Below are 19,251 nucleotides of genomic sequence, written 5' to 3'. Positions count from 1 at the left end.
TTCCTGGGCCAGGTTAATCCGCCCAGGGTGAGTCGGGACCTAAGACGAGGCCGACAGGCGTAGCCGATGGACAACGGGTTGATATTCCCGTACCCGTGTGAACGCGCCCCTGGTGAATCAGTGATACTAACCATCCTGAAGCGTCCTTACGCCCCTTCGGGGGCCCTGGATGTGGATGCATGGGACCTGATCTGGTAGTAGCCAAGCGATGGGGTGACGCAGGAAGGTAGCTGAGCCAGTCAGTGGTAATACTGGTGTAAGCCTGTAGGGCGAATGGTAGGCAAATCCGCCATTCATTAAGCCTGAGAGGTGACGCATAGCCGAATGAGGCGAATTCAGTGATCCTATGCTGCCGAGAAAAGCCTCTAGCGAGCTTTCACACGGCCCGTACCCCAAACCGACACAGGTGGTCAGGTAGAGAATACTAAGGCGATCGAGATAACTATGGTTAAGGAACTCGGCAAAATGCCCCCGTAACTTCGGGAGAAGGGGGGCCTCGTCCGGTGATCACTCTTGCAGTGTGAGCTGGGTGGGGCCGCAGAGACCAGTGAGAAGCGACTGTTTACTAAAAACACAGGTCCGTGCGAAGTCGTAAGACGATGTATACGGACTGACGCCTGCCCGGTGCTGGAAGGTTAAGAGGACCGGTTAGCCACTTCGGTGGCGAAGCTGAGAATTTAAGCCCCAGTAAACGGCGGTGGTAACTATAACCATCCTAAGGTAGCGAAATTCCTTGTCGGGTAAGTTCCGACCTGCACGAATGGCGTAACGACTTCTCAGCTGTCTCAACCATAGACTCGGCGAAATTGCATTACGAGTAAAGATGCTCGTTACGCGCGGCAGGACGAAAAGACCCCGGGACCTTCACTACAGCTTGGTATTGGTGTTCGGTTCGGTTTGTGTAGGATAGGTGGGAGACTGTGAAGCGCTCACGCCAGTGAGTGTGGAGTCGTTGTTGAAATACCACTCTGATCGTATTGGACCTCTAACCTCGGACCATGATCTGGTTCAGGGACAGTGCCTGGTGGGTAGTTTAACTGGGGCGGTTGCCTCCCAAAATGTAACGGAGGCGCCCAAAGGTTCCCTCAGCCTGGTTGGCAATCAGGTGTCGAGTGCAAGTGCACAAGGGAGCTTGACTGTGAGACTGACAGGTCGAGCAGGGACGAAAGTCGGGACTAGTGATCCGGCACCGGCAAGTGGAAGCGGTGTCGCTCAACGGATAAAAGGTACCCCGGGGATAACAGGCTGATCTTCCCCAAGAGTCCATATCGACGGGATGGTTTGGCACCTCGATGTCGGCTCGTCGCATCCTGGGGCTGGAGTAGGTCCCAAGGGTTGGGCTGTTCGCCCATTAAAGCGGCACGCGAGCTGGGTTTAGAACGTCGTGAGACAGTTCGGTCTCTATCCGCCGCGCGCGTTAGAAACTTGAGGAAGGCTGTCCCTAGTACGAGAGGACCGGGACGGACGAACCTCTGGTGTGCCAGTTGTTCCACCAGGAGCACCGCTGGTTAGCTACGTTCGGAAGGGATAACCGCTGAAAGCATCTAAGCGGGAAGCCTGTTCCAAGATGAGGTTTCTCACCCCCTCGAGGGGGTAAGGCCCCCGGCAGACCACCGGGTTGATAGGCCAGAACTGGAAGTCCGGTAACGGATGCAGGTGACTGGTACTAATAGGCCGAGGACTTACCACAAAGAAGCTACGCGTCCACTGTGCAGTATCTGAAACAACACACACGTTCAGAACAGAAGAAAGAAGAACACCCACCACCGATGGTGATGGGATGTTTCTTCGCTGATGTTCCGTGTGACAGTTTCATAGAGTTACGGCGGCCATAGCGGAGGGGAAACGCCCGGTCCCATTCCGAACCCGGAAGCTAAGCCCTCCAGCGCCGATGGTACTGCACCCGACAGGGTGTGGGAGAGTAGGACACCGCCGAACATCCGTTACCGAAAGCCCCCCAACATTGTTGGGGGGCTTTCGGCATTCCCGGAGACTTCGCCGACCGCGACTTTGATAACGCTGCGGTAACGTCCCCCCGGTTCCCCTATGGCAGATCCTTCGCCTGCGTAACGTGGCCCGGGCAGATCCGTTGGGATCGTGCCGTGCGGTGCGCGTCCTCCCGGATCACCCGAGGTGACGAAGGGAATCTGTGGTGACGAGCACGATGTCGAAACAACGTCCGGCGGTCAGAGCGGCTGTCGCCTTCGCAGGCATGATGGTGGCTGCCGGCTCGCTGGCGGGGTGCACGAAAACCGACACGACCAGCGGCGGATCGCTCCTCCAGCAACTGCAGGACAGCGGCACGGTCACCGTCGGCTTCGCCGGCGAGGCCCCATACAGCTTCGAGCAGGATGGTCAGTTGACCGGTGCCACCGTGGCCCTGCACCGCGAGATCTTCAAGAACCTGGGCATCGACAACGTCGAGGGCGTGAGCACCGACTTCGGAGCGCTCATTCCCGGACTGCAGGCCCGCCGCTTCGACGTCGTCAGCGCCGGAATGTCGATCCTCCCGCAGCGGTGCGAGCAGGCAGCGTTCAGTGAGCCGGAGTTCAACTACACGACCGCACTGATGGTGCCGAAGGGCAATCCCGCGAAGCTCACCGATATGCAGTCGGTGCAGCAGAGTGGGGTGCGGATGGCCGCGATGACCGGGGCGATCGAGTCGGACTACGCGCAGCAGCTCGGGATCGATGCGATGCAGGTTGCGTCGCCGCAAGACGGAATGGACGCCGTCGCCAACGGGCGAGCGGATGTCTTTGCGCTCACCGGGATCTCACTGAACTGGCTGGCGCAGAACAACCCGCAGGCCCCGGTGGAAGTGACGAATTCCTTCGTCGCCGAGATCGACGGGGTACCCCAGGTCGGTGCCGGCGGCACGGTCTTCCGCAAGGAAGACACCGAGTTGCGGGACGCCTACAACGCCGAACTGGCCAAGATCACCTCCGACAAGGACAAGTACCTTTCCATCGTCGGACCGTTCGGATTCACCGCGGAGGAACTGCCCGATCCGAACCTGACGACCGCCAAACTCTGCGGCGGCGCCGGCTGATCGTCGTAGAGGTCTACTGCCTGTGAAGGGGAATATCGACGCCCTGCTGGATGCGTGGCCGAGCATCCAGGAAGGCATCGTCGTCACACTCCAGCTGACGGCAGGCGGCGCCCTCCTCGCGTTCGTACTCGCGCTCGCGCTCGGGTTGGCCGCCCGTGCGCACAGCATCGTGATCAGGGGATCAACTCGCGCGTTCATCGAATTCTTCCGGGGCACTTCGCTGTTGGTGCAGCTCTTCTGGCTGTTCTACGTGGTTCCGCTGTTCGGCTACCTCATCGACCCGGTGCTCTGCGGGATCCTTGCGCTGGGGCTGAACTACGGCGCCTACGGTGCCGAGGTGGTGCGCGGCGCGATCAACTCGGTGCCGCAATCGCAGTGGGAAGCGGCCACGGCACTGGACTTCAGTCACTGGCAGCGGTTACGCCGGGTGGTCTTCCCCCAGGCCTGGGCCGAGATGATTCCTCCGCTGACGAACCTTCTGATCCAGCTCCTCAAGGGCACGGCCCTCGCGAGCTATATCCTGCTGCAGGACTTGACGTTCGAAATCGACCAACTCCGGCAGACGACCGGAAACACCCTCTTCGCGTTCGGCGTCGGGCTCGTCATCTACTTCGTCATCGGCTACGTGCTGACACTGGTGATGAACGCACTGGAGGTGCGGGCGAAGAATCGCCTCGGCACGGGGCCGTCCCTGCGTGAGATCTTCAGCCTCGCGCCCTCCGATCCGCGGGGACTGGAGGCGGCGAAGCAATGAGCGTCCAGTGGAGTTGGGATCGAGCCTTCGAGGCACTGCCCGTGCTGCTCGACGGTTTCAAGATCACCCTGATCGCGACCGTTCTCGGGTTCCTGATCTCGGTCATTCTGGGACTCGTCATCGCGTTGATCCGGCAGGCCGCACCGCGGTGGGTGAGTGTCCCGGTCCGCGCGGTCAGCGAGTTCATCCGGCTGACCCCGCTCGTCGTGCAACTGTTGTTCGTGTACTACACGTTCACCGGACTGTCGCCGCTGCAGATCGGTGTCGTCGTACTCGGAATCCACTATTCGACGTACATGGCCGAGGTGTACCGGGCGGGTATCGAAGCGGTGCCCGTCGGCCAGTGGGAGGCGGCGCGGGCGTTGTCCATCGCGCCCACTCGGACGTGGCGGGCGATCATCCTGCCGCAGGCCATCCGCCGCGTAGTCCCGGCGCTGGGCAACTATGCCGTGTCGATGTTCAAGGACACCCCGTTCCTGTTCGCCATCACGGTGGTGGAGATGGTGACGGCCGCGCAGCAGTTCGGCGCCCGGCATTTCCAATACCTCGAACCATTGACGCTGGCGGGTGTGATCTTCCTGGTCGCCAGCTATCCGACGTCCCTGCTCATACGGCGATTGGAGAGACGTCTTGCCCGATGACGCGAGCACAGCAACCCCGATGATCCGATTCGACGACGTCGTGAAGCAGTTCGGCGACCACGTCGTGCTCGACCACCTGGACTTCCAGGTCGCGCGCGGCGACCGGGTGACCCTGATCGGTCCGAGCGGTTCGGGCAAGACGACGATCCTGCGACTGCTCATGACCCTCGAGATGGTGAACGACGGCGTCATCTGGGTGGACGGGACACCTCTGACGCACGAGGAGAAGGGAAGCAAACTCGTGCCGGCGTCGGAGAAGTACGTGCGCCGGATACGACGCCGGATCGGCATGGTCTTCCAGCAGTTCAACCTGTTCCCCAACATGAACGTCATCGAGAACATCACCGAGGCGCCGATCCATGTGCTCGGGATGGACAAGGCCGCGGCCGTGAAGCGGGCACGCGAGTTACTCGAGACGGTCGGTCTGTCGGACAAGGAGACCGCGCACCCGACGCAACTGTCCGGCGGCCAGCAGCAACGGGTCGCGATCGCGAGGGCGCTGGCCATGGATCCCGACATTCTGCTGCTCGACGAGGTCACGTCAGCGCTGGATCCGGAGTTGGTGGCGGATGTCCTCGACGTGCTGAGGAACGTCGCGCGCACCACGGACATCACGATGCTGATCGTCACGCACGAGATGCAGTTCGCGCGGGACGTGTCGAACCGGGTGATGATGTTCGACGCCGGGCGGATCGTGGAGGAAGGCGACCCGGCAACGATCTTCACTGCGCCGAAGAACGAGCGGACCAAGACCTTCCTGAAGGCCGTGCTGGCCGACTGATTCCCGGCTAGCTCGAGCTGGTCGCGAGTTCCGTCTCCTCGGTGGCGGCGCGTCGGGCCAGCCGGCCCGCCATCCACGCGCACACCAGCAGTTGCAGTTGATGGAACAGCATGAGCGGCAGCACGATCAAGCCGATCGGCTGGCTGGCGAACAGGACGGTGGCCATCGGAAGACCGGTGGCGAGGCTCTTCTTCGACCCACAGAACGTGATCGTGATCTGATCGGCCCGGTCGAAACCGAGTCGCTTCGACCCGAACCAGGTGACGGACAGGACGATCGCGAGAAGCACCGCGCACACCGCGAGCAACGCGAGGAGCCGGCCGACGGACAGCGTGCCCCAGATGCCCTCATTCATTCCCTCACTGAATGCGACGTAGACGACCAGCAGGATCGATCCCCGGTCGACGAGCTTGAGCGGTGCGCCGTGCTTCTTCACCCAGGGACCGATCCACCGCCGCACTGCCTGGCCGGCGATGAACGGGAGCAGGAGCATGACGAGGATGCCGATCGCGGAGGACGCGTCGAAGCCTGCCCCCTCGCTCGTCATCAGCAATGCCACGAGGAGTGGGGTGACGAAGATGCCGAGGATGTTGGAGAACGAGGCGCTGACGATCGCGCCGGGCACGTTGCCTCGGGCGATCGACACGAAGGCGATCGACGACTGGACCGTCGACGGCAGCAGGCAGACGTAGAGGAGGCCCAGGTACAGCGGCTGGGTCAGGATCGTCGGGACCAGCACGCGCGCAGCCATTCCGAGTAGCGGGAAGATGACGAACGTCGCCGCGAGGATGGTGACGTGCAGACGCCAGTGACGCAGGCCGTGCAGCGCCTCCTGGGTGGACAGTCGGGCGCCGTAGAGGAAGAACAGAAGTCCGACGGTTACCTTCGTGGCCCAGGTGAACGCGGTGAGGGCCGTGCCGTCCGCGGGGACCAGGCTGGCGATCCCGACGGTGATCAGGATGCCGAGAATGAAGGGATCGAGTCTTCCGAGCAGCGGGATCTTCGTCAGCATGGTTCGACCGTAAGCAACACCCGCATATTCCGAAAGGCGATAGGCGCGTTTACTGTAATGCCGAATCGTGATAACAATGGGTGATGTTCGATCCGGTCCATCTGCGAAGCTTCCTCGCAGTCGCGCGCACCCGGAGCTTCACCGCCGCGGCCCGGCGCCTGAACCTGCGGCAATCCACCGTCAGTCAGCACGTGGGGAAACTGGAACTGGCTGCCGGGCGCCGCCTGTTTCTGCGGGACACACACTCGGTCGAGCTGACCGCGGACGGCTCCGTGATGGTGGGTTTCGCGACGTCGATACTCGAGCGGCACTCGGACGCCGAGCGTTACTTCACGCAATCCGGCGTGCGCGGACGGGTCCGTTTCGGGGCGTCCGAAGATCTGGTTCTGCACGAGCTTCCCCGGATTCTGGGCGAGTTCCGCCGCAGCCATCCGCTCGTAGATCTCGAACTGACGGTGGCGTTGAGCGAAGTGTTGTTCCGGCAACTGCACGAAGGCCGGCTGGACCTGGTCTTCGGGAAGCGTCGCCGAGGGGACCGGCACGGCGAACTGGTGTGGACCGACCGGTTGGCGTTCTTCTCGGCCCCAGACTTCGTTCCGGATGCAGAGGGGCCGGTGCCCTTGGTGACGTATCCGCCGCCGTCGATCACGAGGGAAGCGGCGCTCGACGTCCTGGAGAAATCCGGGCGCGGTGCGCGGGTGGCCTGTGTGACCGACAGTTTGAACGGGTTGCGGGCCGCCTGTCTCGCGGGGCTCGGCGTCGTGTTCCATGCCGAGACGCTGCCGCCCGCGGGACTGGTGCCGGTGCGGATACGGTCGCGGGACGAGTGGGTGCCTGCCGTCGACGTCGAATTCGTGCTGGAGGCCCGCCGGAGTGTTCTCAGCGAACCGGAGCAGGCGCTGCGTGCCGCCATCCTCGAAAATGCGGATCGACTCCGCGCGTGACCTCGGTGGGAAATGCCCACCGAGGCCGTCGAGCTGTCAGAAGATCAGTACGGACACCGCGGTGGAGAGCACCAGACCGGACACCACGGGCACGAAACACTTCCTGGCAAGTTCGAGGACGGGAACCCGGGCGAAGCCGGCCACCGCGATCAACGACGACCAGGCGACCAGCGTTCCACCGCCGGACCAGATGTTCCCCATCTGACCGATCGCCGCCAGGGTTGCGGGGTCCATCCCGACAGCAGGCCCGAGCGCACCCGCGAGTGAACCGGTGAGCGGCAGCCCGGTGAATCCGGAGCCCTCGAGGCCCGCGATCATCCCGATGGCGAGAATCCCGAACGACGTCACGAACGCGTTCTGCGGCAGGTGGGACTGCGCGGCGTTCACCAGGTCGAACAGCAGCGTCGGACCGGTCGCATCCGCGGGAAGCCCGAGAATGGCGGCGGAGAAGTCGCCGTTGCCGATGAAGAAGAATCCGGCGATCGGGATCACGATGCCCATGGCCTTGAATGCGAAGACCAGGCCGTCGATCAGATGCTCGGACGTCGTCTCGAGGAAACCCTTCTTGTCGTTGGTCGCGGCAGCGGCGAACAGGATGAGCGCGGCGATGCCGCCGACCATCGCCGCGGCGTCGCCGCCCTTGAGGTCGGGCACCAGGTCGGTGAACTTCCCGACCATGAGGTAGACGATGAACGCCAGATAGGCGGTGGGGACGAGGACTGCGAAAGTCTTTGCGGCACGGATGCTCTTGAACGTGTCGTCGATGACCTGCCGTGCGGAGGCCGTGACGGGTTCGGCGAGAACAGCCGTCGACGTCGGGGGCGCCGCACTCGTCGCCGCTTCGGCGGGTACGCGAGCGATCGCGCCGCCGCCGGTGGGGGTCGCACCGCTGTCGGGAGCGTCGTCGACGGGCTTGCCGAAGTCGCTCTCCGCACGTGACTCCCAGTCGGAGAGTAGCTCCGGTGCGGGTCGGCGCATGTGCCTGCGCTGCGTGAAGTAGGCGATGAGGAGGGCGGTGACGCCGACGATCAGGGACATCACCAGGGCGCGGTCCGCGACGACGTCCGGATCGACGCCCGCCGACTTCGCCGACAGGCCCGGCGCCACCTTGATGATGTAGTCCGAGGACAGCGCCATACCCTGCCCGCAGATGGCGATCGCCATGCCGACCGCCATCGGGGGAAGGCCGGCGCGGATGGCGACGGGGATGAGGACCGCTCCGATCAACGGAACCGCGGGGGTCGGCCAGAAGAACAGCGAGATCGTGTAGGTGACGACGGCCAGGACGATGAAGCTGCTGGTGCCGCCGCGCATGACGCGCCGGAACGGGGCGACCATCAGCCGGTCGGCCCCCATCTGCCGGAGGGCGCCGAGCATCGCCGTCACCAACGAGATGATCAGGAAGATGTTGAACAGCTCGCGGGCGGCGACGAGGCTCGCATTGAAGATCGACGCGAGACCGGTGACGAGGCTGTCGGAGAACACGAACGCGGTCAGGAAGGTGCCGATGACGGCGGGGACGACGATGTTCTTCCGCATGAGCATCGTCCCGAGGATGACAATGATTCCTCCGAGATACACCCAATGTGCGGCGGTGAGACTTACATCCACAGTGCGCCCCTTCGAAATAGGTACAGACTAGTGGCACTAGTCACAGTGCAGTGATACTGCGCGGGGCGTTTTCCAGGGTCAACGTCCAGAGTGCACATCGATAACCAGCGTATTTGTGCATTGTGCCCGGCATTTTTCGCCGGGATTGCTTGTTGTCACGCGCAAGTAAAGGAATGCTCGGCAGAAGCCATTTCACGGAATCTTGTGTTCATAATTAGGCTTGCCTAACCAAATTTTGACGGGCGGGTGCGGCAAGGGTTTCCGGTGCGAACTGGCATCGCCGGAACGCGAACTCTCGGATGAAAGTGGACTCTATGAACACGGCGGTCGGTCAGGCTCAGAGTGCAACCGCGGGTGACGAACGCGGACCCGGCACGTCGCTCGCGCTGGCGGCGCTGCTCGCCGGAACGTTCGTCGGCACCGTCAGCAACAACATCGTCAACGTCCCGTTGAACGCGATCCTCACGGACTTCGACGCCGGCCTCGGCAGCGGCATCTTCGTCGTCGTCGGATTCCTCCTCACCTTCGCGGCGACGATGCCGCTGGCCGGGTGGATCGGGGACCGGTTCGGTCGCAGGCGCGTGTACTGCGCCGCCCTCCTGGGGACGGCGGTCTGTTCGCTCGGCGCGGCCCTCGCGCCGTCCCTGCCCGTGCTCGTGATCTGGCGGTCGCTCGGCGGGATCGCCGCGGCCGCGTTCGCGCCGGCGGTCATGGGACTGATCGCGTGGCTGTTCGGGCCTGCGCGGCGGGCGCGCGCCGTCGGCGCCTGGGCGGCGGTGAACGGAATCGGTCAGGCCGTCGGTCCGTCCATGGGCGGAATCGTCAGCGACTGGTGGGGCTGGCGGTGGGCGTTCGTGCCGCTGGTGCCGGTCGCGCTGATCGGGTTCGCCGCGACCCTCCGCTACATCCCGCGATACCCCGGCAAGAAGATGCGGCTCGACGTGATCGGGGCGTTCGCTGTCACGCTCGGCGCCGTCCTGCTGATCCTCGGCCTCACGACCGTCTCGCAGGAGCAGGTTCCCGCCTGGGTCAGCATCGCGACCATCGGCGGCGGAGTCGTCGTCACGGCGGGATTTGTGGTCCACTGCCGGCGGGCGGCGAACCCGTTCGTGCCCATCGACCTGGTGATCGAATCGCGGTTCCTGCGTAGCGCGCTCGCCGCCTTCACTCAGATGTTCGCGCTGGGGGCCCTGCTACTCGCGCTTCCGCTCTACCTGACGGGCTCGGGCAGTTCGACCACACAGGCGGGGCTGATGCTCTTCGTGCTGCCGGTCGTCATGACGTGCGTGGCGCCGGTCGTCGGGCGTCTCGTCGACAGGATCGGCGCCCGAGTGGTGATGCGGTCCGGGCTGGGTGTCTTGATCAGTAGTCAAGTGGCGCTGGCGATCACGTTGTCCGCCGACGTCCGGAACCCGGTCGCGATCGGCGCCGTGCTCGTCGTCGCCGGAGTGGGGATCGGCATGGTCCAGACACCCGCCGCGGCCGGTTCGACCCGATCGCCCGCGGGCGCTGTCGGAACCGGTCTGGGACTGTTCAACCTCATCCGCTTCGGTGGCTCCGCGGTGGGCGCCGCCTGGGTGGGCGTGGCCGCGCACCTGGCGGCCGATCCGTACGGACTGCTGTTCGTGGTGGCGGCCGTCGTCGTGCTCGCCGGATTGGCCGGGACGTTCGCCGGCGAGGACCCGGTGGCCGTCTGAGGGTCAGCGGGTCACGATCTCGTGGTTGACGGTGTCCTGCACCTGGGAGAGCAGATCGAGACGGAGCGCCAGCCACAGGGTGAACTGGTTCTCGGGTTCCCGGATGTCCATGCCGATGAGCCGCGACGTGCGATCGAGCTTGGCGATCATCGTGTTCCGGTGGATTCGGAGGCGCCGTGCGGCGGCGTTGATGTTTCCGCCCTCCTCGAGGTAGGCGAACAGCAACTCCTCGGTGTCGGCATGCGAACTCGACGCTCGAAGGGGCCCGAGGACGTCACGGATGAGCCGTCGGCTCTCGTCGGTGTCGGTGGCGCGGGCGAGCACACTGAACCCGCGCAGGTCGTTGTACGCCACCGAACCGGACAGCCCGAGCCGCTGGGCGATGCCCAGGGTGATCCGGGCCTCGCGGTAGCTTTCCCCGATATCGCGGGCGCCCGCCGCGGGGCGTCCGTGGGCCACCGGAATCCGCTGACCCAAACGGGTTTCGAGATCGAGCGACATGGCGTGCGCATACTCGCTGATCTCGGATTCGACGCCGGGCGTGTCGACGGAGATCAACGATCGGATCACCACGAGCACGTCGCCGATGACGGTGACGTGAGAACGGACGCCCGGGCGTGGGAGGACGCCGGCGGCGTACCGGGCCAGCCGGACCATGCTCGCTCCGGGCCGTCCCGACGCCCGGTCGACGAGGCCGGGTGCGACGAACACGATGTAGTGCAGGTCCAGATCGATCTCGTGCAGCGCCGCCCGGGTGCGCAGGTCGTGGTCGTTGGCGAAATTGCCGTGCACGAGGGCCTGGACGAAATCGCCGCGCGCCCGCTCCTCCGCCTCGTCCACGCTCCGCTGCCGAAGCATCTCGGTGCCGATGATCGTCCCGGCCTGTTCGACGACCACCCGGTGCTGTGCGATGTCGTGCCGACGCGGGTTCGCCCCGGGCACGACGACCACGATCCAGCCCTCGTAGCGGCCGGCGAGTTGCATTGCCCCGGCGACCGCCGTCGTGGGCGCGAACAGTCCGTCCGGATGCTCCAGGCGGAGCACGTGAACGTTGTGCATCCGTGCCGGTGGTGATTCCTCGAGCCGCGGCAGCGCGTTCGCGAGAGCCTCCAGGAGGGCGACGGTCCCCGCGTCCTCGGCGTCCGGGAGACCGGCGTGCGCGAGGAGGCGCCCCCGGACATCCAGGGCGACGGCAACGTCCGAGGTCAGCGCCGCGACCTCGCGGATCAGCATCGGCAGGCCCGCTCCGCGGTGCAGCAACCCCGCCAGCGACTGGTGCACGGTGAGGGCATAACGCATCACGTGCGCTTCCTGGGTGAGTGCGCGCTCGGCGAGGAGCCGGTTGAGCGCGGTGAACCCGACGGGAAAACCCAGCTCCACGACCGTGAGTCCGGTCGGCCAGACCGTGTCCGCTGGCGCCGACCCGTCGACGAGAAGGACGCCGGCTCCCCGTGCCACCAGTGATTCGAGTTCACGTCCGTGCGCGGACAGGGTTTCCGGCCGGGTGTACACAGCGACCTCGGCGAGGGAGTCGGGCCGGCTCATCACCTCACCCCACGGCAGGCACCACGTCACCGGACCGCTCAGGGCGTCCGTGCCGGACAGCAGCCGGGCCGACGCGAGCAGGGGCTCTTCCAGCAGGCCGCGTAACGACAACCGCTCGTCCTCCGCGTTCGGTGTCGTGGTGTCGTCCACTACGGACCCTCCTCGGGAGTATCGGATGTGCAGTATGGCGGAGCGCACGCCTGCACTACCTATGCACTATGCCCTGAATTCGCCGAGATTGCCGGATAGTTTGACCATGGTTCCTCCGGTCATCCCGGTGATAGAAATCGGTGCATCACTTCCTCCCGAATACGCAACGGAGAAGACAATGCATCAGGTTCACCGAATCACCCTCGACGACGCACTCCCACTGCTCGCCGCGGGACGCGCGAAGGCCGAGGAAATCGGCGTCAAGCAGACCCTGTGCGTCTGCGACGACGGTGGCAACGTGCTGGCCCTGCACCGGCTGCCCGGAGCGCGCCTCACCGGCGTCGACATCGCGATCGCCAAAGCGTTCACCGCTGCCGGTCACGAGCGGGCGACACATCTGTTCAACGAGGCTCCCGACGGTCCGGCGTTGCCGGGGAACGAAGCCTTCGGCATCAGCCAGATGCTTCCGGGCAAGTTTGCGGTGTTCGTCGGCGGATTTCCCCTCGTCTTCGACGGCCAGATCGTCGGCGGCATCGGAATCAGCGGAGGAAACGGCAAGCAGGACAAGGCAGTCGGAGCGGCGATGCTGGCCGAGTTCGACGCCCTCGCCGCGGTACCCAGCTGAAACTCCACGATGTGCCGACAATGTGCACATCGAAACCATTCCAACGCAGTCACTTCGACCGTGGTCGGGCAGACCTCGAGTCGATAACGTCGAATTCACTCCAGTCGGAGCATCCCCAACCATTCTCACACTCGAGGAAGACGAGGCACATCATGACCGAACTTCTAGGCAGGGACGAATTCCGCACAGCTCTGGAGAACGCCATCAAGGGCCGCGAGGCGAAGAACGCGTCGTTCAGCAAGGCGTGGGCCGAGGGCAAGCTCGAGAAGCACCATTTCGCGCGGTGGGCGGAGAACCACTACCACTACGTCGGACCCTTCGCCGACTACCTCGCGAACATCTACTCGAACACCCCCGACACCTTCACCAATGCAAAGGATTTCACCCTCCAGAACATGTACGAGGAGGAACTGGCCGACATCCGGCACACCGACCTCCTCATCAAGTTCGCCGAGGCGTGCGGCACCACGAAGGAGCGCGTCGAGGACCCGTCGAACATGAACGCGATCACCCGCGGACTGCAGTCGTGGTGCTACGCGGTGTCGCAGCGTGAGCACTTCGTCGTGGCCACCGCCGCGCTCGTCGTCGGACTCGAGTCGCAGGTACCGAGCATCTACAAGAAGCAGATCATCCCTCTGCGCGAGATGTACGGATTCACCGAGGACGAAATCGAGTTCTTCGACCTGCACATCACGTCGGACGTGGTGCACGGTGAGCGTGGATACCAGATCGTGCTCGACCACGCGGATACCCCGCAGCTGCAGCAGCGTTGCCTGCAACTCGTGCAGTGGGGGGCCGAGATGCGCTTCTCGTACACGAAGGGGCTCTACGACACGTACGTGGCAACCGACCTCGAGCTCGCGACCGCCTGACCGTGCGAAGGGAGGGGCCCGCATCGGGCCCCTCCGGACGCAGGCATCCCGCCCGACAGGAGAGAACGATGGAGACGAATTGGACCCGGCTGGTCACCGTGCGTGAGCTCGGCCGCCGCCGGAAGTTTCGCGTCGAGGTCGGGGACACCGCGGTCGCCCTGTTCCAGGCCGACGACCGGATCTATGCCTTTCGTGACCTGTGCATCCATCAGGATCGGTCACTGGCGAAAGGCACCCTGCTGCACGGGCGGGTCATCTGTCCGGGCCACCAGTGGGCGTTCGACCTCGACACCGGGTACGAGGAGGACCAGGACCTGTGCCAGCCGACCTACGCGGTGAAGGTCGAGGACGACGTCGTCTACGTGGATCTCACCCGCAGCCCCGATTACGCCGAGACCGCGACTTCGCCGGCCGAAGTCGACTGAGAGAGCGAGTGACCCCATGACGCTGAACACCATCGTCACCATCGGCGCCGGCCAGACCGCTGCCGTCGCGGCGCGCACGCTGCGGCGCCGAGGGTTCGACGGCAGGATCCTCCTCGTCGGCGCCGAGCCGCATTCGCCGTATCAGCGCCCGCCGCTGTCCAAGGAATTCCTTGCCGGGCAGGAGGATCGCGAGTCGCTGATGCTGCTGCCCGACGCGTGGCGAGACACGCAGAACGTCGAACTTCTCACCGGCACGACGGTGACCCGGATCGACGCGAGTGGCGGGTCGGTCGAACTGTCCGACGGCCGAAGCCTTGCGGCCGACGCGGTACTCGTCGCGACCGGCGGCAGGCCGCGCACGATACCGGTGAACGGTCCGGCAACCGAAAGGGTGCACTACCTGCGGACGATCGACGACGCCGAACGGCTCGCCGCCCACCTCCGCCCCGGCGTCGGTCTGGTGCTGATCGGCGGGGGCTTCGTCGGACTCGAAATTGCCGCCACCGCAAGAACCCTGGGAGCGGACGTGACCGTCCTCGAAGCGGACGCGGTACCTCTCGCCCGAATTCTCGGACCCGAGATGGGTGAGGTCTGCACTCGGCTGCAGCGGGACAACGGAGTCATCGTCCGCGGCGGCGTCCGGGTCGACACCGTGACGACCCGGACGGACGGCGTGCTCATCGCACTCGAGGGCGGAGAGGTGCTTCAGGCCGACGTCGTGGTGGTGGGCATCGGGATCGTCCCCAACGTCGAGGTCGCGCAGGCCTCCGGACTTGCCGTCGACGGCGGAATCCTCGTGGACGCACAGGGGCGGACATCGGTTCCGCATGTCTACGCCGCCGGCGACGTGGCAGCGCGATTCTCCGACGCAGCAGGACGACACGTTCGCGTCGAACACTTCGACAACGCGAGCAAGCAGGGGGCGGCGACCGCGAACCTCATGCTCGGACGCGTCGGGGTGGTGGACCCCGCGCACTGGTTCTGGTCCGATCAGTTCGGCAAGAACATCCAGTTCACCGGCACCGCCCGCTACACCGACCTGGTCCTCCGCGGCAGCGCCGACGACGGCGAGTTCACCGCCTTCTATCTGGACAGCGGTGTCGTGCGCGGCGCCTTCACGCTCGACCGCGGCGACGAGATCAGCGCGGCCAGAGAACTGATCGGCCGGTCGATCGCGCCGGCCCGGTTGGCGGATCAGGACGTCGACCTGTTCGACCTGATGGACGAGGACGACGAGGAATTGGTGACGGTGTCATGATCGAGGGTCTCAATCTCATTGACGGGCAGTGGGTCCCGTCGTCCACCGGAGCGATGTTCGAGCGACGAAATCCTGCCGACCACGACGACGTGATCGGCGTGTTCCCGGACTCGACGGCGGCGGACGTGGATGCCGCCGTCAGCGCGGTGGCCAAGGCGGCGCCGCAGTGGGCCGCGACGCCCCCGGAACGCCGCGCGGCGATCCTGGAAGCCGCGGCCGCGCACCTCGAGGCGCGGGCAGACGACCTCGTCGGCGAACTCGTCCGGGAGGAGGGCAAGACCCGGGCAGAGGCGGCCATGGAAGTCGGCCGCACGCCGATGAACCTGCGCTTCTACGCGGGCGAGGCGCTGCGCACCACGGGCAGCACGTATCCCACGCCGGGGGAGGGCCTCGTCATCACCCTGCGCGAACCCGTCGGAATCGTCGGGGCGATCACCCCCTGGAACTTCCCGCTCAACATTCCGTCGCGCAAACTCGGACCGGCCCTGGCCGCCGGAAATGTCGTGGTGTTCAAACCGTCCGAGCTCACGCCGTTGATGGGACAGCGGCTGGTCGAGGCACTGCTCGCCGGGGGACTTCCGGCCGGGGCCCTCGCCCTGGTCCAGGGCTCCGGTCGTGCCGGTGCCGCGGTCGCGGCGGACGAGCGCGTCGATGCCGTGACGTTCACCGGTTCCACCCAGGTGGGCCGCGCGATTCACGCGGCGGTGGGTCCGTCTCGTCGCAGTCAGCTCGAGATGGGCGGCAAGAACCCCGTCGTGGTTCTCGACGACGCCGACGTCGACAAGGCCGCCGCGCTGATCGTCAAGGGCGCCTTCGGGTTGTCCGGGCAGGCGTGCACGGGTACCAGCCGGGTGATCGCCGTGGACGCGATCCACGACCGGTTGCTGGACCGCGTGGTGGAGCTCGCCGAAGGGATCACCGTGGGCCCGGGCGCCGACCCTGGTGTGGGCATGGGGGCTCTCGCGAGCGAGGGGCAGCTCGCCAAATTCCTCGAGTACGTGCAGATCGGCCGCGACGAAGGGGCCGAACTGGTCTGTGGCGGAGTACGTCTCGACAGTGAGACCGGCTATTTCGCCGTCCCGACCGTGTTCGCCGGCGGCAGCCCGGACATGCGGGTGGTCACGGAAGAAGTGTTCGGCCCACTGCTGGTCTTCCTGCGGGCGTCCGGCTTCGACGAGGCGGTCGCACTCGCGAACGACACGGAATTCGGGCTCAGCGCGGGAATCGTCACCAACGACGTGACCAAGGCGCTCGCGTTCGCGGGCCGTTCCGAATCGGGTCTGGTGAAGATCAACCAGCCCACCACCGGCATGAGCATGAACGCGCCGTTCGGCGGATACAAGGCATCGAGCACGCAGACCCACAAGGAACAGGCCGGGGACTCGATGATGCAGTTCTACCAAGCCGAAAAGACCGTCTACCTCAGCCCTTCGGCCTGAGATCTACCTGTCGACAGAGGGAGAAGACCATGGAATTCACTCGCGTTGCGCGCTCCGGACAGGTTTCCGAAGGCATCGTGCGCCGCTTCTTCGCCGGCGAACACGAGTTCGCCGTGGCCCGCCTGAACGGGAAGGCCTACGCCACGTCCAACTACTGCACACACCTGGACTGCCTGCTCTCGTCCGGGAAACTCGTCGACGACGGCATCGGATGCTCCTGCCACGGAAGCGTATTCGATCTCGAGACCGGGGAACCCGTGTGCCCACCGGCGACGGTGGCCATCAAGACCTACCCGGTCGAGGAACGTGACGGCGAGATCTTCGTCGGCATCGACCCCGACGACACCAGCTCCATCCCGCGCCGGCGGGCCGCCCGGGGGTGCATGAAGTGAACCCGCGACCGTCCACTCTCTCCGCCGACGGCATGGTCTCGTCCAGTCATCCCGCGGCGAGCACCGTAGGTGCCCGAGTACTGGCCGACGGCGGCAACGCCATCGACGCGACGCTGGCCATGGTCGCGATGACCTGGCTGACGTTGCCCGGGCAATGCGGGATCGGCGGTGACGCGTTCGCCGTCGTCCGCGAACCGGACGGATCGGTGTGGACGGTCGGGGGCAGCGGCTTCGGGCCCGACGGCGGTGACGTGGACTTCTACGCAGAACGTGGGCTGCGGTCGATTCCCCTCGACGGGGCGCTGGCGGTGGCGGTTCCCGGAGCGCCGGCGGCCCTCGGCGCGCTGCACGCGGGCGGCGCCACCCGCTCGCTGACGGATCTGTGGGCGCCGGCGGTGCGCGCGGCGGAGAAGGGGCTTCCCTGCTCGGCCAAGACGCGTGACGACGTGAGAGAAGCGCAGACCGCGATCGCTGCCGACCCCGGCCTGCGTGCGGTGTATCTCCCGGGCGGACGGTTGCCGCAGGTCGGGGAGCTGCTGCCGCAGCGCGACCTGGCCCGGTCCATTCGTGAGCTCGCGCGCGACGTGCACGGTTTCTACACCGGCTCGTTCGCTCGGCGGGCTGTCGAGGCCCTCCGCGCCGGTGGGGCGCCGTTCGGCGGGGACGAGTGGTCGGCAGGCGCCGACGCGCGACCGGAGTCGGCGATCACCGGGCACTACGCCGGTGCAGTCGTTCACCAGACACCCCTGCCCACGCCGGGGTGGATGGTGCTCCAGCAGGCGGCGCTGAACGACGGCGTCGTCGGATTTTCCCCCTGGCTCACCGCTCCGGCGGTCGATCGCATGGCGAGGGCGGCGCGTCTGGCCTTCGAGGACCGGTTCGCGTCCTGCGGCACCGGCAACGACGGGTGGAAGGCCGTGCTCGAGCCGGCTGCGATCGGGGCGGCGAGAGACCGGCTGGACGGCCGCCGGGCGTCGGCGGGCGCCTTCGGTGTGAGTGCCGGAGACACCACCTCGACCGTCGCGGTGGACTCCGACGGCCGTGCCGTCAGTTTCATCCACTCGCTCGCCTTCACGTTCGGCGCCAAGATGACCGTTCCCGGCACCGGCGTTGTGCTGAACAACCGATACGGCCGCGGGGCCTACTTGATTCCGGGACATCCCAACGCCGCGGTGCCGCGGCGTAAACCGCTGCACACCCTCAACGCGTGGGTGATCACCGATACAGCCGGGAATCTCCTGCACGTCGGAAACACCCCGGGCGGGGACGGTCAGGTGCAATGGAACATGCAACTGATCTCGCACCTGCTCGATCACGGGCTCGACCCGGCGGAGGCCGTCGCGGCGCCCCGCTTCACGGTCTTCCCCGGCAGCGACGCCGATGTGGTCGGTAGCCCGGCGGAACTGCGGTGCGAGTCCCGCATTCCGGAGGAGGTGCGCACCGAGTTGGGGCGTCTGGGTCACGACGTCGCACTGCAGGGTCCGTGGGCCGCCGGTGGCAGCGCGCAGATCATCTCCCTCGACGCAGCGCGCGGGCTGCTGTCCGGCGCCGCCGACCCCCGCCAGGAAGGAATTGCACTCGGTGTCTGAGCAGGAATCCGTCGCTACCGCTCCACGGCCCCAGGGCCGCTACGTTCCCGCTGTCGTGCACGACGGGATCGCGTACAGCGCCGGGATGACGCCACGCCGTGACGGTGTGCTGACGGTTACCGGTGTCGTCGGACGGGACCTGGACATCCCGCGGGCCCGGGAGGCGGCCGGGTTGGCGGCGAGGAATGCGGTCGCCGCCGTCGCCGCGGCCGTCGGCGGCACGGCGGCCATCTCCAGCTGCCTGCGCATGAGCGTCTTCGTCGCGTGTACCCCGGACTTCCGCGAACTGTCCGCGGTGGCCGACGGCGCGTCGGATGTGCTGGTCGAATGCCTGGGACCCGACGCGCTGCCGGTGCGCAGCGCGATCGGTGTATACGCCCTGCCGTCCGGCGCACCTGTGGAGATAGAGCTCACAGTGGCTGTCTCTGCATAGACCCGAATCCGTCTCCGGAGTATAAATACATCTT

The 19,251-nt window shown here is 65.9% G+C and carries 17 protein-coding genes and 2 rRNA genes (1 of these 19 cut by a window edge); 16 read left to right on the top strand and 3 right to left on the bottom strand.

The genetic code is table 11. The features are described 5' to 3' along the window. From OYT95_RS15090 to ehuA, 6 genes are all read left to right on the top strand, one after another. Positions 1 to 1,690: ribosomal RNA gene (locus OYT95_RS15090) — 23S ribosomal RNA — on the top strand; it begins 1,446 nt to the left of the window's first position. Between the two features lie 131 nt (positions 1,691 to 1,821). Beyond that, a 5S ribosomal RNA gene (gene rrf, locus OYT95_RS15085) occupies positions 1,822 to 1,938 on the top strand. Between the two features lie 226 nt (positions 1,939 to 2,164). Next, positions 2,165 to 3,049, top strand: a complete 885-nt coding sequence (gene ehuB / locus OYT95_RS15080) for an ectoine/hydroxyectoine ABC transporter substrate-binding protein EhuB (protein ID WP_011596789.1) — start codon at positions 2,165 to 2,167, stop codon at positions 3,047 to 3,049. Positions 3,050 to 3,071: 22 nt separating this feature from the next. Next, the gene (gene ehuC, locus OYT95_RS15075; protein ID WP_268791847.1) at positions 3,072 to 3,803 is read left to right on the top strand and encodes an ectoine/hydroxyectoine ABC transporter permease subunit EhuC; all 732 of its coding nucleotides are present in this window, start codon (positions 3,072 to 3,074) and stop codon (positions 3,801 to 3,803) included. Beyond that, on the top strand, positions 3,800 to 4,444 hold the full coding sequence (gene ehuD / locus OYT95_RS15070; protein WP_112302054.1) for an ectoine/hydroxyectoine ABC transporter permease subunit EhuD: 645 nt from the start codon (positions 3,800 to 3,802) through the stop codon (positions 4,442 to 4,444). The genes ehuC and ehuD overlap by 4 nt, the downstream gene beginning before the upstream one ends. Positions 4,445 to 4,463: 19 nt before the next feature. Then, positions 4,464 to 5,225 (top strand): ectoine/hydroxyectoine ABC transporter ATP-binding protein EhuA, encoded by a 762-nt coding sequence (ehuA, locus tag OYT95_RS15065; RefSeq protein WP_268791846.1) that lies wholly within the window; start codon positions 4,464 to 4,466, stop codon positions 5,223 to 5,225. Positions 5,226 to 5,232: 7 nt separating this feature from the next. On the opposite strand, the gene OYT95_RS15060 is transcribed toward ehuA, so the two are convergent. Continuing rightward, the gene (locus OYT95_RS15060) at positions 5,233 to 6,237 is read right to left on the bottom strand and encodes a bile acid:sodium symporter family protein (RefSeq protein ID WP_268791845.1); all 1,005 of its coding nucleotides are present in this window, start codon (positions 6,235 to 6,237) and stop codon (positions 5,233 to 5,235) included. Between the two features lie 83 nt (positions 6,238 to 6,320). Between OYT95_RS15060 and OYT95_RS15055 the strand changes: the two genes are divergently transcribed. Beyond that, positions 6,321 to 7,181, top strand: a complete 861-nt coding sequence (locus OYT95_RS15055; RefSeq protein WP_268791844.1) for a LysR family transcriptional regulator — start codon at positions 6,321 to 6,323, stop codon at positions 7,179 to 7,181. A 36-nt stretch (positions 7,182 to 7,217) separates the two neighbouring features. Here the strand turns inward: OYT95_RS15055 and OYT95_RS15050 are convergent, their stop codons facing one another. After that, positions 7,218 to 8,792: a hypothetical protein gene (locus OYT95_RS15050; RefSeq protein WP_268791843.1), complete on the bottom strand. Its 1,575-nt coding sequence runs from the start codon at positions 8,790 to 8,792 to the stop codon at positions 7,218 to 7,220. A 314-nt stretch (positions 8,793 to 9,106) separates the two neighbouring features. Between OYT95_RS15050 and OYT95_RS15045 the strand changes: the two genes are divergently transcribed. Beyond that, positions 9,107 to 10,489 (top strand): MFS transporter, encoded by a 1,383-nt coding sequence (locus OYT95_RS15045; protein WP_268791842.1) that lies wholly within the window; start codon positions 9,107 to 9,109, stop codon positions 10,487 to 10,489. Between the two features lie 3 nt (positions 10,490 to 10,492). Here the strand turns inward: OYT95_RS15045 and OYT95_RS15040 are convergent, their stop codons facing one another. Beyond that, positions 10,493 to 12,184, bottom strand: a complete 1,692-nt coding sequence (locus tag OYT95_RS15040) for a PucR family transcriptional regulator (RefSeq protein WP_268791841.1) — start codon at positions 12,182 to 12,184, stop codon at positions 10,493 to 10,495. 178 nt (positions 12,185 to 12,362) lie between these two features. Between OYT95_RS15040 and OYT95_RS15035 the strand changes: the two genes are divergently transcribed. From OYT95_RS15035 to OYT95_RS15000, 8 genes are all read left to right on the top strand, one after another. Then, positions 12,363 to 12,809 (top strand): GlcG/HbpS family heme-binding protein, encoded by a 447-nt coding sequence (locus OYT95_RS15035; protein ID WP_112302048.1) that lies wholly within the window; start codon positions 12,363 to 12,365, stop codon positions 12,807 to 12,809. 152 nt (positions 12,810 to 12,961) lie between these two features. Beyond that, on the top strand, positions 12,962 to 13,681 hold the full coding sequence (locus tag OYT95_RS15030) for a TenA family transcriptional regulator (protein WP_268791840.1): 720 nt from the start codon (positions 12,962 to 12,964) through the stop codon (positions 13,679 to 13,681). A gap of 68 nt (positions 13,682 to 13,749) precedes the next feature. Continuing rightward, entirely contained in the window at positions 13,750 to 14,106 is a 357-nt protein-coding gene (locus OYT95_RS15025) for a Rieske (2Fe-2S) protein (RefSeq protein ID WP_112302047.1), read from the top strand. A 16-nt stretch (positions 14,107 to 14,122) separates the two neighbouring features. After that, entirely contained in the window at positions 14,123 to 15,364 is a 1,242-nt protein-coding gene (locus OYT95_RS15020; protein WP_268791839.1) for an NAD(P)/FAD-dependent oxidoreductase, read from the top strand. Further along, positions 15,361 to 16,803: an aldehyde dehydrogenase family protein gene (locus OYT95_RS15015; protein ID WP_268791838.1), complete on the top strand. Its 1,443-nt coding sequence runs from the start codon at positions 15,361 to 15,363 to the stop codon at positions 16,801 to 16,803. Before OYT95_RS15020 ends, OYT95_RS15015 begins: the two co-directional genes overlap by 4 nt. A 29-nt stretch (positions 16,804 to 16,832) precedes the next feature. Next, a complete protein-coding gene (locus OYT95_RS15010; RefSeq protein ID WP_005245019.1) occupies positions 16,833 to 17,195 on the top strand; it encodes a Rieske (2Fe-2S) protein in 363 nt (120 codons plus the stop codon). Then, positions 17,192 to 18,784, top strand: a complete 1,593-nt coding sequence (locus tag OYT95_RS15005; RefSeq protein WP_268791837.1) for a gamma-glutamyltransferase family protein — start codon at positions 17,192 to 17,194, stop codon at positions 18,782 to 18,784. The genes OYT95_RS15010 and OYT95_RS15005 overlap by 4 nt, the downstream gene beginning before the upstream one ends. Continuing rightward, positions 18,777 to 19,217 carry a RidA family protein gene (locus OYT95_RS15000; protein WP_268791836.1) on the top strand — a complete coding sequence of 147 codons (441 nt, stop codon included), beginning with the start codon at positions 18,777 to 18,779 and terminating at the stop codon, positions 19,215 to 19,217. Before OYT95_RS15005 ends, OYT95_RS15000 begins: the two co-directional genes overlap by 8 nt. The last annotated feature ends 34 nt before the right edge of the window (positions 19,218 to 19,251 follow it).

Source organism: Rhodococcus sp. JS3073 (assembly GCF_026810085.1).
GTDB lineage: Bacteria > Actinomycetota > Actinomycetes > Mycobacteriales > Mycobacteriaceae > Rhodococcus_F > Rhodococcus_F wratislaviensis.
Note: the sequence above shows the minus strand (reverse complement) of the source record. Positions and strands in the feature narration are given on the sequence as shown.